Origin of the sequence: Novosphingobium subterraneum, assembly GCF_000807925.1 — a bacterium.
Classification (GTDB): domain Bacteria; phylum Pseudomonadota; class Alphaproteobacteria; order Sphingomonadales; family Sphingomonadaceae; genus Novosphingobium; species Novosphingobium subterraneum.
In genome coordinates this window covers 99,836-116,638 of the sequence record NZ_JRVC01000005.1, presented here as the reverse complement: position 1 = coordinate 116,638, position 16,803 = coordinate 99,836, and the positions used below count along the sequence as shown (strand labels likewise).

The following is a 16,803-nucleotide window of genomic DNA, read 5'->3' as shown; positions in this document are numbered from 1 at the left end:
GTTTAAGCCAGCCGCCATGCGAGAGTTTCGCCAGCATGGAACGGCACGATCAGCGTGCCGTTGCAATCGAGCACTTCAGGGACTTCCACCGGAGCCTTCTCGAGCGTGATCGTGCTTTCGTTCACCGGCATGCGATAGAACGCCGGGCCGTTGAGCGAGGCGAACGCCTCGAAGCGGTCCAGCGCGCCTTCCTCGTCGAACACGGTGACGTAGCTTTCGAGCGCGAAGGGCGCGTTGAAGATGCCGGCGCAGCCGCAGGCAGTTTCCTTGAGGTGCTTGGCGTGCGGCGCGGTGTCAGTACCGAGAAACACGCGCTCGCAATTGGAGGTGGCAAGCTTGCGCAGGGCAAGGCGGTGCTTCTCGCGCTTGGCCACCGGCAGGCAAAAGGCATGTGGCCGGATGCCGCCGACCAGCATGGCGTTGCGGTTGATGTGGAGGTGCTGCGGCGTGATCGTGGCCGCGACGTTCGGCCCCGCCCCTTGCACGAACTGCGCGGCTTCCTCGGTGGTGATATGTTCGAAAACAATCCTGAGCTCGGGCATGTCGGCAACAAGGCGCGTCAGTGTGCGGTCGATGAAAACGGCTTCGCGATCGAAGATGTCGACGTGGCTGTCGGTGACTTCGCCATGGATCAGCAGCGGCATGCCGATGCGCTGCATGACCTCCAGCACCGGATAGATATTGCGGATGTCGGTGACACCGTGGGCAGATCCGGTGGTGGCATGGGCGGGGTAAAGCTTGGCCGCGATGAACACACCTTCGGCAAAACCGCGCTCGACTTCGGCAGTGTCGGTCGAATCGGTCAGGTAAAGCGTCATCAGCGGGTTGAAATCGCTGCCCGCCGGGAGCGCGGCAAGGATGCGGTCGCGATAGGCGGCAACGCCCGCAACATCGGTCATCGGCGGCGAAAGGTTTGGCATGACGATCGCCCTGGCAAACTGGCGCGCGGTATAAGGTGCGACACCAACGAGCACGTCCTTGTCGCGCAAGTGGGTGTGCCAGTCATCGGGGCGGCGGATCGTCAGAGTCGTCGTTGTCGTCATGGGGTTCCCCTTAGCGGTGACGCTTCCTATCTACCAGTCATGACCCGCCTCTTCGAACGCACCCTGATCCGCCTTTCTCCGCTTGAGCCCGGCGAGGATGTTGCCGGTTTCCTGCAGGGGCTTGTGACCCACGACGTCAAAGGTGTGCTGCCGGTGTGGGCGGCGCTGCTGAGCCCGCAGGGCAAGGTGCTGTTCGACTTTATCGTCTGGCCCGATGGCGTGGATGGCCTGCTGATCGATTGCGAGGCGGCCAGTGCCGATGCCCTGGCCAAGCGCCTCATGCTCTACCGGCTGCGGCGCAAGATCGGGATTGAACGGGCCGATTCGCTCGGCGTGTTCTGGGAGGATCACCCCGGCGATGGAGGCGCGGACGATCCCCGCCTGCGCGCGCTGGGGCAGCGGTGGATTGCGCCGGTGTCCGATGCTGACGAAGCGGGAGACGATGCATGGCGCGCGCATCGACTCAAGTTGGGCGTGGCCGAAGGCCAGGCTGAATTGGGCAACGGCGAAGTGCTCTGGCTTGAGTGCAACGCCGTGGACCTCAATGGCGTGAGCTTCACCAAGGGCTGCTATGTGGGTCAGGAGAATACGGCGCGGATGAACTGGCGACAGAAGGTCAATCGTCGGCTGGTGGTGGTGCCGCTGGACAAGTCAGACCCGGCGCGGCAGCGCGTGGCCTATGCGGACCTTGGCCTTGCGGTTGACCATCGCCGGGTGGATGACATTCCAGCCGACCTTGCCCCGGACTGGATGGACCTCAATCCGCCTGAGTAACCTGTCCGGCGGCAATTCCTTCGATCAGCATCTGTTCGGCGCGATCGCGCGCTGCGGTGCGTGGCAGTTCCAGACCCTTGGCAAGCGGGCCGCCCATCAAGGCATCGCCCAAGGCCATGAGCGTGAGCGCAAGGGTGGTGCTGCGCTGCGCGTCGGAACTGTATTCCTCAAGATCGACGACGAGATCGTGAATGGTGTCAACGATGGGGTCGAGCGCATCCTCGTTGCCGGAAAGCAACATCCACGAGGCCAGCGCGCCCGCGCCTTCACGGTCAAAGGCATCAAATGTCAGGTCCACGACATCGCGGGGTTTGCCGATGCCCGAGCGGCTGGCGATCACCGCATCGCGGATAGTGGCGCAGATCGTCTCGGCAAGATGCTTGGCCAGTGCCTTCTGGAGACCGGACGCGGAGCCGAAGTGATGCAGCAGGTTGGCGTGCGTACGACCGATTCGCCCGGCAACAGCCTTGAGCGTGACAGCCTGAGGGCCCGCTTCCACCAGCAGCGCGCGCGCGGCTTCGAGCGCAGCCATGCGGCTTTCTTCAGGCGGAAGACGCTTCCTTATTGACATTGGTGTAAGCACGCCTAGATTACGGCTCATGACTGCCATGACCCCCACGATCGCCCTAGAGCGCACCGCCGCCTCCGGCAAGGCCGTGCCCACCCCATCGGACCTGACGATCACGATACGCGACCGTCGCTTTGGCCGCAATGAGCCTGCGGGCCGCTGGTGGCTGGCTGGCGATCCGGTGGCAACAGCGTGGCACAATGCACTGTCGGGCACGTTTCCTCGCGGCGAGGCGTTCTTCATCGAAGCGGTCAAGGCGCACCGCGATGGCGTGCCGTCAAAGCTCGAGGCCGAGATCCGGGCTTTCGTGAAGCAGGAGATCAACCACACGCGCGAGCACATCGCGTTCAACCGTCAGGCCGAAAACGCCGGTTACGACATGGCGCGGATCGACAAGCGCGTCGAGGAACTGCTGGCGCTGACCAAGGACCGCCCGGTCATTCTCAACCTGGCGGCCACCATGGCGCTGGAGCACTACACCGCGATGATGGCGCACGAATTCCTTGCCAACCCTGCACACTTTGCCGGGGCAGAGCAGGAAGCCGCCGACATGTGGCGCTGGCACGCGATCGAGGAAATCGAGCACAAGGGCGTTGCCTATGACACCTGGCTCCATGCCACGCGCAACTGGAGCCGGTGGAAACGCTGGAAGGTCAAGAGCCTGATGATGGTGGTGGTGACGAAGAACTTCATCGCCCACCGCGTCGAGGACACGATGGACCTGCTGGCGCAGGACGGGCTAACGGGCGCCAAGTGGAAGTGGAAGCTGGCCGCCTATCTGCTCTGGAAGCCCGGCGTGATCCGCCGCATCTTCCCGGCCTGGCTCAGCTACTTCCTGCCGGGGTTCCACCCGTGGCAGCACGACGACCGCGCGCTGATCGGCAAGGCGGACAGCGAGTTTCCCGATGCGGTGATTCCGCGCTGAAGATCGAAGGGCTCCCCGTGGGGAGCCCTTTTTTACATCAGGCGGCGCGTCGCATCGGCTCGAATCCGCCATCTTCCGGGCCGTCACAATCGACCGGGGCAACCAGATCAATGACGTGGTGGATAGTGGGCGCAGGCCTGGCCCGCGCCGGACTATGGCCGAGGCGGATTTCGCCGGTCGGCCGGAAGCCTGCCTTCTCCAGAACCCTTGCCGAGGCCGGATTGTCGGCGAAATGGCGCGCATTGACGCGGCGATGGCCGAGCGTGCGCGCCAACGAGAGGAGGCTGCGCACGGCTTCGGTAGCAAAGCCGCGGCCCCAGTGCGCCTGTGCGACCCAGTAGCCAAGTTCGGTCTCGCCCGCATCCTCGATGAGGCCGACGCAGCCGATCAGCCGCGATCCATGGGCACCTGGAAGCGTTGCAAGGAAGTGCGGGTGATTGTCCCCCTGGGGAGCCGCGACGAAACGCTTGGCGTCGTCGGGGCCATAGGGCCATGGCGCGCGCGAGAGATTGCGCACGACGGCCTCATCGTCGATCAGGGCATGGAGTTCGGCCCAGTCCTCCGGCCAGGCAGGCCGCAGGAACAGCCGTTCGCTGCGAATGAACATCAGATTCTCCTTCATCGGCCCCTCTGCAAGCGCGCCTAAAACGCTGACGTGACAGAGGTATTGCGCCCTTCGCCGGATCGGACAGTCTTTGCATCCGATTGCGAGGGGAGCGGTTTGCGTCCGAGGGAGACATGAAAAGAGGGAGATGGGCGGGGCCCTCTCCCTCTATCGGCCAGCTACGAAGTGCTGGCGGGGCCACCCCATCGGGATGGCCCTTTGAATGACCATCCGGTTATTCAGCCGCTTCGGCCATCATGTCGACCGACACGTACTTCCGGCCAAGCTTGCCAGCGTGGAAGCGTACGCGGCCTTCGCCAAGCGCGAACAGGGTGTGATCCTTGCCCATGCCGACGTTGGCGCCCGGGTACACCTTGGTACCGCGCTGGCGGATGATGATGTTGCCGCCGACCACTTCCTGGCCGCCGAACTTCTTCACGCCGAGGCGACGACCGGCTGAGTCGCGACCGTTGCGCGAAGAGCCGCCTGCTTTCTTGTGTGCCATCTCAGATTACTCCGAATTCCGTTTGCGCTCAGGCGACCGAGACGATGCGCAGCAGGGTCATCTGCTGACGGTGACCGTTGCGGCGACGATAGTTGTGGCGACGGCGCTTCTTGAACACGATCACCTTCTCCGACTTCGCCTGGGCGATGATCTCTGCCGAAACAGTGACCTTCGCGGCGTCAGCCAGCGAATCGCCTTCACCAGCGAGGAGGACTTCACCCAGCGTGATCTTGTCGCCGGCTTCGCCTGCCAGCTTCTCGACCGCGATCTTGTCTCCGGCGGCGACCCGATACTGCTTGCCGCCCGTGCGCACGATTGCGAACATCGTTCTGTGTATCCGTTCCAAAAGCCCGGTTGCCCTGGGCGATTCCAAATGAGGCGCCCAACGCCTGCGAATCGCTGACTGAGGGCAACATACCGATACCCCGCTGCTGCAGGGTCCCGGAAAGAGTGGCGCGGATAGTCAAACACGGCCCCGCTGTCAATGCCCGCAATCAAGGGAACTTGGCAGCTTCGCGCCCGAAATCCGGCTTCGTGACGCCCGGCCACCAAGCAAGGCTGGCGAGCGCGCGTGCGCATGCTATGGCGACGTTCATGGCTCGCCACAAGACTTTGATCGCCCTGCGCACAGCCGCTCCGCGTGTTGCCGCCCATCGTGCTGCCATCGTGGCCGCTCTCGCCGCTGCTACCCTGCTGGGCGGCTGCGCCGACCGCGACAGGTTCCCCTCCCTCGCCCGGAGGCCCGCAGAAGACGCCTATCGCACAGCGCAGGCGGCGCCTCCTGCTCCGCCCGCTCCGGCCCTCATGTCCGAAGGCATGGCCAAGCGGTTGGCTGACCTGACCGAGCGAGCGCGCGACGCACATTCTGCATTCGAGGGCGCTCGAGCCTCGGCCACCCGCGCCGTCAGCGCCGCACGCGGCGCACCGAAGGGCACGGAGAACTGGTCAGTGGCATCGCTGGCGGTGGCGCAACTGGAATCGGCGCGGGCGCGGGCCGGACTGCCGCTTGCCGATCTTGACCGGCTGGAGGCAGAGGCAAGCAATCGTGCGGTCGACGGGTCCGATGCAGATCTCAAGGCCGTGCGCGAGGCGCGCGGGCAGGTCGAGGCGCTGGTCGCAAGTGAGACTTCGGTAATCGATTCGCTGCTTTCGCAACTTGCCGGATAGGAAAAGGGCGCCGCGCCCAAGCGCAGCGCCCTTCGGGGGGTAATCGATAGGTCAGCGGACCGTCGCGACAATGACGGCGATGGCAAGGCCCCACACCGCGATCAGCACTGGCAGGATCAGCACCTGCGCCATGGCCGAGCCGGCATCAAGCTTGCCCGAAAGGGTCTGGATGCCCTTGCGGCGGAAATCGTACCAGCCGAGCGCATCGGGGTGCCGGTCCGCGCCGAGCTTGGTCCAGACCGCCGGGATACCGAAAGCGCAGGCGACGAAGAGCACGAATATCGTCATCGGGATGGCAAGTTCGCCATTGCCGAAGATCGAGGCCATCATGGCAATGAAGGCGAGATAGCCGCCAGCCGACACGGCATAGAGCCCGCCGGGCAGGCCAAAGTTGCGATCGACAGTGGTGTGGTGCGGCTGCTCGACGATTTCGGCGACATGCTCGATCCGGTCGGCGGCGATGTGCATGCTCATGGACTGGGCTCCTTTTGCTGGAGCCTTCATGCGCCTGTCGCGGAGGCTATTCCTTGACGCGAATCAAATGCGCCAGCGGGAAATGTCTTCGTGATCCTCTGGCCTGGGTTCGATCCAGCGCCAACCCGCTGCGGTCTTCTCACGCTTCCAGAACCACGATTCGCTCTTGAGGTGGTCCATGGCGAAATCGGCGGCGGCGAAAGCGTCACGACGATGGCGGGCGGCGGCACAGACGAGGACGATCGCGTCACCGGGATACATCACGCCGCTGCGATGGAGGATGAGCAGGCCTTCGACGGGCCACCGCTTCTCGGTGACCCGGGCCAGCTCTTGCATTCCGGGGAGGGTCATCGGTTCATAGTGCTGCAGTTCGAGCGCTTCGACGCCGCCCGAATCGCGAACCTGGCCGAGAAAGGTGACGATGCCGCCCGCGTCGGGGTGACGCGCATTGAACGACGCGATCTCGGAGGCAGGATCGAACGCCTCGAGCGAGAGACGGACGTCAGCCACCGCTGACCGGGGGAAGGAAGGCGAGTTCGTCACCTTGGCCAAGGACAATGCCGCCGACGTCAGTGAGGAGGCGGCCATTGAGCGCCATACGGACCTTCTCGCCCAGCAACTGGACGGCGAGTCCAGGATCGAGCGTCGCAAGGACCTGTTCGACCGGTCCGGGCTGGACTGCCATTTCGGGCAGGCCGGCCACGTCTTCCAGCCTCCCCAAGAACACCAGCTTTGCCATGGTTCAGCCGCCCGTCGTGGACATGTGGCGCGACACGGCCGGCGCGCTGCCAGGCCTGTCGATCACGAAGGAATGACGTTCCTGCTTTTCGCCCATGGCGCGAGCGAAACATTCGGACAGGGCACTGTCCGGATTATCGGAGCGCAGCGCGGCACGCAGGTCGACGCGCCCTTCGCCACCGAGGCACATGTAGAGTTGGCCGGTGGCCGTGACGCGCACGCGGTTGCAACCGGCGCAGAAATTGCCGGTAAGCGGAGTTATGAAGCCGAGGCGACCGCCGGTTTCGGCAATGTCGACGTAGCGCGCCGGGCCGCCGGAGCGTGCATCGCTGTCGGTCAGGGTCCAGCGCGTCTCGAGATCGCGGCGGACGGCATCGAGCGGGAGGTAGTGATCGAAGCGGTCGCCTTCGATCTCGCCGAGCGGCATGACCTCGATAAGAGTCATGTCGTGCCCTGCACCATGCGCCCATTCGATCAGCCCGGGAATTTCGGCCTCATTGATGTCCTTGAGCGCGACGGCGTTGATCTTGACCCTGAGGCCCGCGGCTTTGGCAGCGGCGATGCCTTCAAGCACCTGCGGCAGCATGTCGCGCCGGGAGAGCTTGGCAAATGCCCCACGGTCCAGCGTGTCGAGCGAGACGTTGATCCGCTTGACGCCCGCGGCCGCGAGGTCATCGGCGAATTCGGTCAGCCGCGTACCGTTGGTCGTCAGCGTCAGTTCGTCTAGCCCATCGCCCAGTTTGCGGCCCAGCGCGCGGACCAGATCCATCATGTCGCGGCGGACCAGCGGCTCGCCCCCGGTCAGACGAATCTTGCGAACGCCGCGGGCAATGAAGTGGAGCGAGAGGCGGTGCAGCTCTTCGAGAGTAAGGACTTCAGCCTTGGGCAGGAACTCCATGCGCTCGGGCATGCAGTAGGCGCAGCGCAAGTCGCAGCGGTCGGTCACCGAAAGGCGGAGGTAGGTGATCCGGCGGGCGAACCGATCAATTAGAGGCGCTTGGCTGCTCACTTCTCGAGATATACGAAGTCGCGCGCGTAAGATTCAAGAGCCGCGCCGGCATCGACGAACAAAGTCTGCCCGGTGACCGATTTGGCGCTCGCAAGGTAGTGCACGGCGTCGGCGATTTCGTCGGCGCCAGGGAGGCGCTTGAGCGGCATGATGTCCTCGAGCCGCCGCCATTGTTCGGCGTCGTAATCAGCAGTCGGCAGGATCAGGCCCGGCGCGACCCCGTTGACGCGCACCTTGGGCGCCATGGCGCGGGCCATCGTTCGCACCGAGGCATGAAGCGCCTGCTTCGAAAGCGTGTAGCTGATCTGGTCCGGCACGGGATTGAGCACGCGCTGGTCGAGGATGTTGACCACGGAACCGCCCCGCTCGCCCAAGGCCTCGGCGAAGGCGCGGGTCAGCAGCAGCGGGGCGAACAGGTTCACACGGAAGTGCTGTTCGAGCGCTTCGGAGGTGATCGTCTCGGCGCGATCATCATGGAACAGCGAGGCGCAGTTCACCAGCAGGTCGGGCGAGCGACCGGCAAGCGCGGTCACTTCGCAGAGCAGGTTGGGTGGATAGGCGGGATCTTCGAGGTCGCCCGATACGGGATGGACCGCTGCACCGAGCCATTCGAGCTGGGCCTTGAATTCATTGTCGAATGTCGAGGCGCGGTGGGCGTGGAGGGCCAGGTCCCAGCCCTCACCCGCAAGCTTGCGGGCAATCGCGCCGCCGATCCGGCGCCAACCGCCGGTGACCAGCGCGAGTGGGCGCTGGCTCAAGCCTTGCGCTCGCGCTTCAGGGTGATCCCGATTTCCTCGCCGTTCTCGCTGATCGCCAGCTTCACGATCTTCACTTCCACCCACTGGACCCGATCATCCTGCAACATCAGCGTTTCGATGATGTGGTCTGCCACGGCCTCGATCAGCTTGAAATGCACCCCCTTGGGCAAGCCGTCGGTGGCCGCAAACTTGAGGTCCATGTAGTTCTTGCTGGCGGCAAGCGGGCAATCGGCGGTGTAGCGATCCTGATGCCTGAGCCCGACTCGCATCGTGATGCGCAGGGGCTGCGGACGGCCGGTCTCTTCCGAATAGATCCCGGTCAGGACATCGGTTTCGAGATTGGCGACTTCGAGGATCAGGCTGTCTGACATGGGATGAGCTCTTTGGCACCGGCGCGACCTCAAGTCCATCGCACCGGGTGGGATTCAGCTTTTCCAGCGGGCGAAGATGGCCGTGGGCAAGTGACGTCCGCCCCCACCCTGTTCGCGGATGCAGAGGTCGCCGTGCTCGATCGTGCCGGGCAGGTCCTTCAGGGCCTCTGCCAGAAGCCCGGCAATGGCGAGGGAGGACATACGGACAGCATAGACGGTGAGGAACAGGAAGCGGCTGTCGGCGTCAAGCAGTTGCGCGCAATCGGCAATCAGGCCGGGAAGGCTCTCCTCAAGACGCCAGACTTCGCCATCAGGGCCACGGCCGAACTTCGGTGGATCGAGGATGATGCCATCGTAGCGGCGACCGCGGCGGACTTCGCGGGCGGTGAACTTGGCAGCGTCATCAATGATCCAGCGGACCGGGCGTTCGGCCATGCCTGACAATTGTGCATTGGCGCGGGCCTGGGCGACAGACTTCTTCGAGGCGTCGACGTGGGTGACCGGACCGTAATCGGACAGCGCCAGCGTGCCGACGCCGGTGTAGCCGAACAGGTTCAAAGTCTGCGCGTCAGGCTTGCCGGCAAGACGCTCGCCCATCCAGTCCCACACCGGAGCCATGTCCGGGAAGAAGCCGAGGTGCCGGAACGGGGTGCAGGAGGCGGTGAAGCGGACGTCGTTCCAGCCAAGCTCCCAGCCCTCGCGCGGGACCGGGCGATCGAACTGCCAGCGACCGCCACCGTCCTCGTCGGAACCTGGGACGAACTCGGCGTCGGCGCTCCAGTCCGAAGTGCGCGGTGTCCACATCGCCTGCGGTTCAGGGCGGATGAACCGGTGCGGGCCGTATTGCTCCAGCTTCCGACCGTGGCCGGAATCGAGCAGGGCGAAGTCCGCCCAGCCCTCGCCGACCATCAACTTCGGCTGGAGATCGAGATCAGCCATGCTTGAGCGTGGCGCGCTCGGCGACGTAGGCGGCGACAGCATCATACTCGCCGGGAAGGCGATCATAGCGCTCCTCGCGCTCGAACAGGTCACCTACGCGCGAAGGCAGGCCCGGGCGGACGCCGGTGGCGCGCTCTACCGCGTCGACGAACTTGGCGGGATGGGCAGTGGCGAGCGTGACGATCGGCACGCCCGCGGGGATACCTTCTGCAACGCGAGCGGCGTGGAGGCCGATTGCCGTGTGGGGATCGAGCACTTCGCCGCAAGCCTCATAGGCCCAGCGCATGGCATTGGCCATCTGCCCGGCATCGGCGCGCTCGGAGGTGACCAATTCAGCTGCCGATTCGCGCTGCGCGTTGGTCAGCTGCATCGCCCTGGTCGCCTCGAAGTGCTTCATCTGCGCGGCAAGCGCAGAGCCGTCTCGGCCGCAGCCGTCGAACAGCAGGCGTTCGAAGTTCGAGGACACCTGGATGTCCATCGATGGCGCAGCCGTTGGCGTGACGGTGCTGGCGGAATAGTCGCCGCTGGACAGCGCGCGGTGGAGGATGTCGTTGACGTTGGTTGCAACGATGAGGCGCTCGATCGGCAGGCCCATCTTGGCCGCGACGTACCCTGCAAAGACATCGCCGAAGTTGCCCGTCGGAACCGAGAACGCAACCTTGCGCTGTGGTGCGCCAAGCTGGAGCGCGGCGTAGAAGTAGTAGACTACCTGCGCCATCAACCGTGCCCAGTTGATCGAGTTCACCGCTGCGATGCCGAAGCGGCTGGTCATTGCGGCATCGTTGAACATGCGCTTCACCATCGCCTGAGCGTCGTCGAAGCTGCCGTCGATGGCGATGTTGTGGACGTTGGGCGCGATGACCGTGGTCATCTGGCGACGCTGCACGTCGGACACGCGGCCATGTGGATGGAGCATGAAAATGTCCACCTTGGCACGGCCGGCAACAGCGTCGATCGCGGCCGAGCCGGTATCGCCCGAGGTCGCGCCGACGATAGTGATGTGATCATCGCCGCGCGCAAGGAACTCCTCGAACAGCAGGCCGAGCAGCTGCAGCGCGACGTCCTTGAACGCGAGCGTGGGGCCGTGGAACAGTTCGAGCACCCACTGCGTCTCGTCGAGCTGCTTGAGCGGGACGACAGCGGCGTGGGCGAAACGGCCATATGCCTGTTCGCACAGTTCAAGCAGGCGGTCCGGCGTCAGACAGTCGCCGACAAAGGGCTGCATGATCGTCTGCGCCAGCTTCGCGTAGGGCAAACCGGCCATGGCGGCGATCTCGTCCGCGCTGAACTGCGGCCATGTCTCGGGCACGTAGAGGCCGCCATCTGAGGCGAGGCCTGCGAGCGTGACGCCCTGGAAATCGAGCGAGGGTGCCTGCCCCCGGGTGCTGACGTACTTCATGGGTTTGCGCGGTTAGCGGCCAAGGGCGCAAAGGGCAAGGATTGAGGCGCCCCTTGCTTTCAGGACGGTGAGCCCCGCTCCCGCCAACGCTTGCGCAGGGCGAGGGCATAAATGATCTGTGCCACACCGGCGAAGAAGAACCATTGCACCGCATAGGCAAGGTGGTTGTTTGGAATGTCGCTGGGGTTTGGCTTCGCACTGGCCTCGAAGCCGGAAACCGCGGGGTCGGCTATCAGGCGAGCGTTTCCATCCATGTAGGGCACAATCAAACCACTGACCTCTCCGCCTTCCCACTCCGGATGCTGGGGGCCTTGGGTCCAGCCTACCTGGACATACGCTGTCTTGTTCCCATCAATCCCGCAGAGCACGACATGGACGTAACCTGCCTGATCTTTGCCGTTTCGCCCGGCGATGGAGTTCCAATCCGAGGTGAAGCGGCAAGTCACGCTCGACCGGCGGAACAGAACGGCTTCTGTCTGCTGCGGATCGGCCGAAGGGAACGGCACTGCCGCCGGATTTGCCATGGCCGCCACGTAATGTGCCATGAGGTTCTGCTTCCACTGCAGCCGCTCAAGCTGCCAGACCCCGAGCCCGATCATGGTCAGGATAGCAGCGATCACGATCACGGTAGAGACAATCGGCACGCGCCGCATCAAAGAAGACCTTCCTTTTCGAGTCGCGCCATCAGCACGGTTGCCTTGGCATAGCGCAGGGCGACGGTCACGACGGCCGGGACGAGCGTTCCCCACAGGCCAATCAGCGCCCAGATCGGCAACTGGACAATATCGTCCAGCTTGAGCGCAGCAAGGACCAGCAGGATCGTGATGGGGAGGACCACGAGATACATTCCCCGCCCTCGCGGCTCATGTCGTTCGAATTCCAGCCCGCATGAAGCGCACCGTTCCGCCAGAGCCCCGAGCCCAGCCCACAGCCCTTTCGCGCCACAGCGTGGGCATAAACCGAAAAGGGCAGCCTGGGTGATCCCCGGCTGCCCCTTCGTGTTCTGGCTTTTGCCTTCGGGCATCAGTGGGTGGGATAACCCCAGCTGCCCCAGACGTAGATCGCCACGAACAGGAACAGCCAAACCACGTCAACGAAGTGCCAATACCACGCAGCCGCTTCGAAGCCGAAGTGCTGGCGCGGGGTGAAATGGCCCTTGTACGCACGAATAAGGCACACGATCAGGAAGATCGTGCCAACGATCACGTGGAAGCCGTGGAACCCGGTCGCCATGTAGAACGACGAACCGAAAGTGTTGGTGCCGAAGGCGAACGGAGCACCAGCGTATTCATAAGCCTGGATGCCCGAGAAAAGCAGACCGAGCAGGATCGTCGCCCAAAGGCCCTTCTTGAGACCTTCGCGATCACCATGGATCAGAGCGTGGTGCGCCCAGGTCAGCGTGGTGCCCGAGCAGAGCAGGATCAGGGTGTTGAGCAACGGCAGGTCAAAGGGATCCATCACCGCTTCGATCGCCTTGGGTGGCCACTGGCCACCAACCACTTCGGCCAATTCCGACGGGAACAGCGAAAAGTCGAAGAACGCCCAGAACCAGCCGACGAAGAACATCACTTCGGAAGCGATGAAAAGAATCATGCCGTAGCGCTGATGGAGCTGAACGACCGGAGTATGGTCGCCCGCATGCGCTTCCTTGATGATCTTGCCGAACCACGAGAAGAACGTGACGATGACGCCCAGCAGGCCAAGCAGCATGACGGCAGTGCCGCCAGCCATCTTGTGCATATAGAGCACGCCACCGCTGGTCATGGTCAGGGCCGAGATGGCACCGACGAAGGGCCACACGTCGGGCGGAAGGATATGATAATCGTGGTTCTTTGCGCCGGCCATGATCGCCTCAATTCCCCCAGTCAAATCTGGTCGTAATGGCTTGCCCGCAGCAGGACGCTACAGGAGCAGTTCATCTGGGCCTTTATCGCCGTGCTTGCGCGCGGTCCAGAGGCTTTTCTGTCAATGAGGCAAGTGGCTTGTTCGCAGCGGAATTGCCCGCCTGCGCCGCACCTTCGGTAGTCTCGTGGAACGTGTAGCTCAACGTGATCTCCTCGATGTTGCTGGCGCCGGGATCGTCGAGAATCGCGGGATCGACATAGTAGATCACCGGCATGCGCACATCCTGGCCGGGCATCAGCTTCTGTTCGGTGAAGCAGAAGCACTGGATCTTGTTGAAGTACTTGCCAGCCTGCTCGGGTGAGACGTTAAATATCGCGGTTCCGGTGATCGGGCGGCCCGAGAGGTTCCGGGCCTCGAACGTTGCGATCTTGCGTTCACCGATGCGGAGATCCTGCGTCACCTGCTGCGGCTTGAACATCCACGGCATGCCCGGCGCAGTGTTGGCGTCGAAGCGGACGCGGATCATCCTGGCGGCGACCTTTACGCCGGCCAGTTTCTCCGAATCCGCGCGCTGCGTGGTGCCACCGTAACCGGTCACCTGACAGAACAGGCGGTAAAGCGGAACCGAAGCATACCCCAATCCAAGCATGGCAAGGGCTGCACCCGCAGCCATCAGGCCCACGTTGCGGTTCTTGCGCGGGTCGGGCAGGACTGCGCCGGCCATGTCAGTGGTTCACTTGTGCAGCGATCTTCACGATCGAGATCGCGAAGAACAGCACGGCAAGCGAACCGAGCACGATGCCGAGGACCTTGTTGCGGCTGCGCTGACGCGCGCGATAGAGCGTGGTCTCTTCCTTGCCGAGGTGCGTATTCTGCTTGGGGTCGTTCATCATTGCCAGCCTTGCACTGTGGCAAGCCGGTCCCCCGCCAGCATGCCGAAAAGGACGAAGAGATAGAGTACCGAATAGGCGAAGAGGCGCTTTTCAGGCTTCATCTTGTCATCGGGCTCCGAACTGCGCAGTCCCACTTGAATCGAGAGCGCCACGAAGATCACCCCCAGCACCAGCGCGGAAACACCGTAGACCCAGCCGGTTCCGCCGATCCACCACGGCGCGAGCGTGACGGGCAGAAGCAGCAATGCGTAGATCAGAATCTGACGGCGCGTGGACTTCTCGCCTGCAACGACCGGCATCATCGGAATACCAACCTTGGCGTAATCGATCTGCACGAACAGGGCGAGTGCCCAGAAGTGAGGCGGCGTCCACATGAAGATGATCAGGAACAGCAGAACAGGCATCAGCGTGATGTTGCCCGTCACCGCTACCCAGCCGATCAACGGCGGGAACGCCCCTGCCCCGCCACCGATCACGATGTTCTGCGGCGTCCGAGGCTTGAGCCAGACGGTGTAGATCCAGGCGTAGTAGAAGATCGAGAAGGCGAGGATGGCTGCCGCAAGCCAGTTCACGCCCAGCCCCATGATCACCACGGACGCTCCCGACAGCGCAAAACCGAAGTCACGCGCCGAGGTCGGGTCCATGCGGCCTGACGGCAGCGGCCGCTTTGACGTGCGCTTCATGCCTGCGTCGATATCGGCTTCCCACCACATGTTGAGCGCCGCAGCGCCGCCAGCACCGACGGCGATGCACAGGATGGCAGTGAAGGCGAGGATCGGGTGAATCTGGCCGGGCGCGGCTAGAAGGCCGCACAGGCCGCTGAAGATGACCAGCGTCATCACGCGCGGCTTGGTCAGCGCGAAGAAATCGCGCCACTCCGCGGGCAGGGCTACGGTCGAGCCGAGGGGTGTTGCAGAATCCATGATTGGCCGCGCCTATACGCGCACCTGACGTTCATGGAAAGCGAAACGGGACGAGGCGTTCGGGCAGGTTTGTTGTGCTTGGTCCGGACAGGAGAAGGGCCCCCGGATCGCTCCGGAGGCCCTTTCTGTTTCAGCCCTTGGGCCGACGATAAGCTCAGTGTGCGTGAGCGGCGTCGTCGATCACCGGCAGGGTTTCGAACTGGTGGAACGGCGGGGGCGAGGACAGAGTCCACTCCAGCGTCGTCGCACCTTCACCCCAGTAGTTGGCTTCAGCCTTCTTGCCGGCAAGGAATGCGTAGAGGATGTTGATGAAGAAGATCACGATGGAGACGGCCATGATGACGTACCCGATCGAAGCGATCTTGTTCCAGTATGAGTAGGCCAGAGCGTAGTCCGGATAACGACGCGGCATGCCCTGAACCCCGAGGAAGTGCATCGGGAAGAAGATCAGGTTCACGCCGACGAAGAACACCCAGAACTGAAGGTGGCTCAGGAACTCGGAGTGCATGCGGCCGCTCATCTTCGGGAACCAGTAGTAGAACCCGGCGAAGAGCGAGGTCACGGCACCCAGCGACAGCACGTAGTGGAAGTGTGCGACCACGTAGTAAGTGTCGTGCAGATTGTCGTCCACGCCGCCGTTGGCCAGCACCACGCCGGTGACACCACCCACGGTGAACAGGAAGATGAAGCCCAGCGCCCAGACCATCGGGGACTTGAACTCGAGGCTGCCGCCCCACATCGTCGCGATCCACGAGAAGATCTTGATGCCGGTCGGCACTGCAATGACCATGGTCGCGGCGGTGAAGTACATCTTCGTGTTCACGTCGAGGCCGGTGGTGTACATGTGGTGCGCCCACACGATGAAGCCGACGACGCCGATCGCAACCATGGCGTAGGCCATGCCCAGGTAGCCGAACACCGGCTTCTTCGAGAAGGTCGAGATGATCTGGCTGATGATGCCGAAGCCCGGCAGAATCATGATGTACACTTCGGGGTGGCCGAAGAACCAGAACAGGTGCTGGTAGAGAACCGGATCACCACCGCCGGCAGGATCGAAGAAGGTCGTGCCGAAGTTGCGATCGGTCAGCAGCATGGTGATGGCGGCGGCCAGAACCGGCAGCGCCAGCAGCAACAGGAACGCGGTGACGAGCACGGACCACACGAACAGCGGCATCTTGTGCAGGGTCATGCCCGGCGCACGCATGTTGAAGATCGTGGTGATGAAATTGATCGCGCCGAGGATCGAACCCGCGCCCGAAAGGTGCAGCGAGAAGATCGCGAAATCGACGGCCGGTCCGACCGAACCCGAGGTGGACAGCGGTGCATAGACCGTCCAGCCCGTGCCGGCACCGATGCCCGTGCCGCCCGGCATGAATGCCGAGAACATGAGCGAGCAGAAACCAACGAAAGTCAGCCAGAACGACACGTTGTTCATGCGCGGGAAGGCCATGTCCGGCGCACCGATCATGATCGGAACGAACCAGTTGCCAAAGCCGCCGATGATTGCCGGCATGACCATAAAGAACACCATGATCAGACCGTGGGCGGTGATCAGCACGTTCCACATGTGGAGCGTGGCGTTGAAATCAGCCGCGTTGCCTCCAAGGAACTCGGTCCACCACCCAAGGTACTGAATACCAGGCGCAGCGAGTTCGGCACGCATGATGCCGGATACGGCACCACCGATAACCCCCGCGAAGATTGCGAAGATCAGGTAGAGCGTGCCGATGTCCTTGTGATTGGTAGACATGAACCAGCGGGCGAAAAACCCAGGCTTGTGGTCATGATCGTGGTCGTGCGCATCGTGATGCGCATCGAAACCTTCGTTTGCTGGAATGGTGGCCATCTCGGTCAAACCTTGTGCATGA

The 16,803-nt window shown here is 63.5% G+C and carries 23 protein-coding genes; 3 read left to right on the top strand and 20 right to left on the bottom strand.

The features are described 5' to 3' along the window. Positions 1–2: 2 nt before the first annotated feature. Entirely contained in the window at positions 3–1,043 is a 1,041-nt protein-coding gene (gene pyrC, locus NJ75_RS06565) for a dihydroorotase (protein WP_039332684.1), read from the bottom strand. Positions 1,044–1,082: 39 nt separating this feature from the next. Here pyrC and ygfZ point away from each other — a divergent pair, with 39 nt between their 5' ends. Continuing rightward, entirely contained in the window at positions 1,083–1,817 is a 735-nt protein-coding gene (gene ygfZ / locus NJ75_RS06560; RefSeq protein WP_039332681.1) for a CAF17-like 4Fe-4S cluster assembly/insertion protein YgfZ, read from the top strand. Here the strand turns inward: ygfZ and NJ75_RS06555 are convergent. Next, positions 1,801–2,388, bottom strand: a complete 588-nt coding sequence (locus tag NJ75_RS06555; protein ID WP_039332680.1) for a TetR/AcrR family transcriptional regulator — start codon at positions 2,386–2,388, stop codon at positions 1,801–1,803. The two genes, ygfZ and NJ75_RS06555, sit on opposite strands and share 17 nt — an antisense overlap. A gap of 37 nt (positions 2,389–2,425) precedes the next feature. On the opposite strand from NJ75_RS06555, the gene NJ75_RS06550 reads away from it, so the two are divergent. After that, entirely contained in the window at positions 2,426–3,310 is an 885-nt protein-coding gene (locus NJ75_RS06550; protein ID WP_039332911.1) for a metal-dependent hydrolase, read from the top strand. Between the two features lie 37 nt (positions 3,311–3,347). Here NJ75_RS06550 and NJ75_RS06545 read toward each other — a convergent pair whose 3' ends face one another. The 3 genes from NJ75_RS06545 to rplU all read right to left on the bottom strand — a co-directional run bounded on the left by NJ75_RS06545 (position 3,348) and on the right by rplU (position 4,744). Continuing rightward, complete coding sequence (locus NJ75_RS06545) at positions 3,348–3,917, bottom strand: GNAT family N-acetyltransferase (RefSeq protein WP_039332908.1); 570 nt, start codon at positions 3,915–3,917, stop codon at positions 3,348–3,350. A gap of 232 nt (positions 3,918–4,149) precedes the next feature. Continuing rightward, complete coding sequence (gene rpmA, locus NJ75_RS06540; RefSeq protein WP_039332678.1) at positions 4,150–4,419, bottom strand: 50S ribosomal protein L27; 270 nt, start codon at positions 4,417–4,419, stop codon at positions 4,150–4,152. 28 nt (positions 4,420–4,447) lie between these two features. After that, positions 4,448–4,744: a 50S ribosomal protein L21 gene (gene rplU / locus NJ75_RS06535; RefSeq protein ID WP_011444588.1), complete on the bottom strand. Its 297-nt coding sequence runs from the start codon at positions 4,742–4,744 to the stop codon at positions 4,448–4,450. Between the two features lie 269 nt (positions 4,745–5,013). Between rplU and NJ75_RS23225 the strand changes: the two genes are divergently transcribed. Beyond that, positions 5,014–5,586, top strand: coding sequence for a hypothetical protein (locus NJ75_RS23225; RefSeq protein WP_156135728.1), 573 nt, complete (start codon positions 5,014–5,016; stop codon positions 5,584–5,586). A gap of 51 nt (positions 5,587–5,637) precedes the next feature. On the opposite strand, the gene NJ75_RS06525 is transcribed toward NJ75_RS23225, so the two are convergent. From NJ75_RS06525 to ctaD, 15 genes are all read right to left on the bottom strand, one after another. Next, on the bottom strand, positions 5,638–6,060 hold the full coding sequence (locus tag NJ75_RS06525; RefSeq protein ID WP_039332672.1) for a hypothetical protein: 423 nt from the start codon (positions 6,058–6,060) through the stop codon (positions 5,638–5,640). Between the two features lie 63 nt (positions 6,061–6,123). After that, positions 6,124–6,570: a molybdenum cofactor biosynthesis protein MoaE gene (locus tag NJ75_RS06520; RefSeq protein WP_039332671.1), complete on the bottom strand. Its 447-nt coding sequence runs from the start codon at positions 6,568–6,570 to the stop codon at positions 6,124–6,126. Beyond that, positions 6,563–6,799 (bottom strand): MoaD/ThiS family protein, encoded by a 237-nt coding sequence (locus NJ75_RS06515; protein ID WP_039332670.1) that lies wholly within the window; start codon positions 6,797–6,799, stop codon positions 6,563–6,565. The genes NJ75_RS06520 and NJ75_RS06515 overlap by 8 nt, the downstream gene beginning before the upstream one ends. Positions 6,800–6,802: 3 nt before the next feature. Further along, positions 6,803–7,807: a GTP 3',8-cyclase MoaA gene (gene moaA, locus NJ75_RS06510; protein WP_039332669.1), complete on the bottom strand. Its 1,005-nt coding sequence runs from the start codon at positions 7,805–7,807 to the stop codon at positions 6,803–6,805. Continuing rightward, positions 7,804–8,565, bottom strand: coding sequence for an SDR family oxidoreductase (locus tag NJ75_RS06505; RefSeq protein WP_039332667.1), 762 nt, complete (start codon positions 8,563–8,565; stop codon positions 7,804–7,806). Before NJ75_RS06505 ends, moaA begins: the two co-directional genes overlap by 4 nt. After that, positions 8,562–8,936, bottom strand: a complete 375-nt coding sequence (locus NJ75_RS06500; RefSeq protein ID WP_039332665.1) for a dihydroneopterin aldolase — start codon at positions 8,934–8,936, stop codon at positions 8,562–8,564. Before NJ75_RS06500 ends, NJ75_RS06505 begins: the two co-directional genes overlap by 4 nt. Positions 8,937–8,990: 54 nt before the next feature. Then, on the bottom strand, positions 8,991–9,875 hold the full coding sequence (locus NJ75_RS06495; RefSeq protein ID WP_039332903.1) for a class I SAM-dependent methyltransferase: 885 nt from the start codon (positions 9,873–9,875) through the stop codon (positions 8,991–8,993). After that, positions 9,868–11,274, bottom strand: a complete 1,407-nt coding sequence (gene thrC, locus NJ75_RS06490; protein ID WP_039332663.1) for a threonine synthase — start codon at positions 11,272–11,274, stop codon at positions 9,868–9,870. The genes NJ75_RS06495 and thrC overlap by 8 nt, the downstream gene beginning before the upstream one ends. Positions 11,275–11,333: 59 nt before the next feature. After that, on the bottom strand, positions 11,334–11,927 hold the full coding sequence (locus NJ75_RS06485; RefSeq protein WP_039332661.1) for an SURF1 family protein: 594 nt from the start codon (positions 11,925–11,927) through the stop codon (positions 11,334–11,336). Further along, the gene (locus NJ75_RS23710) at positions 11,927–12,298 is read right to left on the bottom strand and encodes a DUF983 domain-containing protein (RefSeq protein ID WP_082013295.1); all 372 of its coding nucleotides are present in this window, start codon (positions 12,296–12,298) and stop codon (positions 11,927–11,929) included. Before NJ75_RS23710 ends, NJ75_RS06485 begins: the two co-directional genes overlap by 1 nt. Beyond that, positions 12,298–13,119 carry a cytochrome c oxidase subunit 3 gene (locus NJ75_RS06475; RefSeq protein WP_039332657.1) on the bottom strand — a complete coding sequence of 274 codons (822 nt, stop codon included), beginning with the start codon at positions 13,117–13,119 and terminating at the stop codon, positions 12,298–12,300. The genes NJ75_RS23710 and NJ75_RS06475 overlap by 1 nt, the downstream gene beginning before the upstream one ends. Before the next feature lie 82 nt (positions 13,120–13,201). Further along, on the bottom strand, positions 13,202–13,843 hold the full coding sequence (locus NJ75_RS06470; RefSeq protein ID WP_039332656.1) for a cytochrome c oxidase assembly protein: 642 nt from the start codon (positions 13,841–13,843) through the stop codon (positions 13,202–13,204). A 1-nt stretch (position 13,844) separates the two neighbouring features. Further along, positions 13,845–14,009, bottom strand: a complete 165-nt coding sequence (locus NJ75_RS24715; RefSeq protein WP_169745704.1) for a hypothetical protein — start codon at positions 14,007–14,009, stop codon at positions 13,845–13,847. Continuing rightward, a complete protein-coding gene (locus NJ75_RS06465; RefSeq protein WP_039332654.1) occupies positions 14,009–14,935 on the bottom strand; it encodes a heme o synthase in 927 nt (308 codons plus the stop codon). Before NJ75_RS06465 ends, NJ75_RS24715 begins: the two co-directional genes overlap by 1 nt. 154 nt (positions 14,936–15,089) lie before the next feature. Then, on the bottom strand, positions 15,090–16,781 hold the full coding sequence (gene ctaD, locus NJ75_RS06460; protein WP_039332652.1) for a cytochrome c oxidase subunit I: 1,692 nt from the start codon (positions 16,779–16,781) through the stop codon (positions 15,090–15,092). Positions 16,782–16,803 lie beyond the last annotated feature (22 nt).

What these genes read in the sequence shown, in the direction of transcription:
- NJ75_RS06495 (WP_039332903.1), bottom strand. Translation starts at nt 9,875, where the DNA reads ATGGCTGATCTCGATCTCCAGCCGAAGTTGATGGTCGGCGAGGGCTGG.
- NJ75_RS06500 (WP_039332665.1), bottom strand. Translation starts at nt 8,936, where the DNA reads ATGTCAGACAGCCTGATCCTCGAAGTCGCCAATCTCGAAACCGATGTC.
- pyrC (WP_039332684.1), bottom strand. Translation starts at nt 1,043, where the DNA reads ATGACGACAACGACGACTCTGACGATCCGCCGCCCCGATGACTGGCAC.
- rpmA (WP_039332678.1), bottom strand. Translation starts at nt 4,419, where the DNA reads ATGGCACACAAGAAAGCAGGCGGCTCTTCGCGCAACGGTCGCGACTCA.
- NJ75_RS06465 (WP_039332654.1), bottom strand. Translation starts at nt 14,935, where the DNA reads ATGGATTCTGCAACACCCCTCGGCTCGACCGTAGCCCTGCCCGCGGAG.
- NJ75_RS06525 (WP_039332672.1), bottom strand. Translation starts at nt 6,060, where the DNA reads ATGAGCATGCACATCGCCGCCGACCGGATCGAGCATGTCGCCGAAATC.
- NJ75_RS24715 (WP_169745704.1), bottom strand. Translation starts at nt 14,009, where the DNA reads ATGAACGACCCCAAGCAGAATACGCACCTCGGCAAGGAAGAGACCACG.
- NJ75_RS23225 (WP_156135728.1), top strand. Translation starts at nt 5,014, where the DNA reads ATGGCTCGCCACAAGACTTTGATCGCCCTGCGCACAGCCGCTCCGCGT.
- NJ75_RS06470 (WP_039332656.1), bottom strand. Translation starts at nt 13,843, where the DNA reads ATGGCCGGCGCAGTCCTGCCCGACCCGCGCAAGAACCGCAACGTGGGC.
- thrC (WP_039332663.1), bottom strand. Translation starts at nt 11,274, where the DNA reads ATGAAGTACGTCAGCACCCGGGGGCAGGCACCCTCGCTCGATTTCCAG.
- NJ75_RS06485 (WP_039332661.1), bottom strand. Translation starts at nt 11,927, where the DNA reads ATGCGGCGCGTGCCGATTGTCTCTACCGTGATCGTGATCGCTGCTATC.
- rplU (WP_011444588.1), bottom strand. Translation starts at nt 4,744, where the DNA reads ATGTTCGCAATCGTGCGCACGGGCGGCAAGCAGTATCGGGTCGCCGCC.
- NJ75_RS06515 (WP_039332670.1), bottom strand. Translation starts at nt 6,799, where the DNA reads ATGGCAAAGCTGGTGTTCTTGGGGAGGCTGGAAGACGTGGCCGGCCTG.
- ctaD (WP_039332652.1), bottom strand. Translation starts at nt 16,781, where the DNA reads ATGGCCACCATTCCAGCAAACGAAGGTTTCGATGCGCATCACGATGCG.
- NJ75_RS06475 (WP_039332657.1), bottom strand. Translation starts at nt 13,119, where the DNA reads ATGGCCGGCGCAAAGAACCACGATTATCATATCCTTCCGCCCGACGTG.
- NJ75_RS06555 (WP_039332680.1), bottom strand. Translation starts at nt 2,388, where the DNA reads ATGTCAATAAGGAAGCGTCTTCCGCCTGAAGAAAGCCGCATGGCTGCG.
- NJ75_RS23710 (WP_082013295.1), bottom strand. Translation starts at nt 12,298, where the DNA reads ATGCCCGAAGGCAAAAGCCAGAACACGAAGGGGCAGCCGGGGATCACC.
- NJ75_RS06550 (WP_039332911.1), top strand. Translation starts at nt 2,426, where the DNA reads ATGACCCCCACGATCGCCCTAGAGCGCACCGCCGCCTCCGGCAAGGCC.
- ygfZ (WP_039332681.1), top strand. Translation starts at nt 1,083, where the DNA reads ATGACCCGCCTCTTCGAACGCACCCTGATCCGCCTTTCTCCGCTTGAG.
- NJ75_RS06545 (WP_039332908.1), bottom strand. Translation starts at nt 3,917, where the DNA reads ATGTTCATTCGCAGCGAACGGCTGTTCCTGCGGCCTGCCTGGCCGGAG.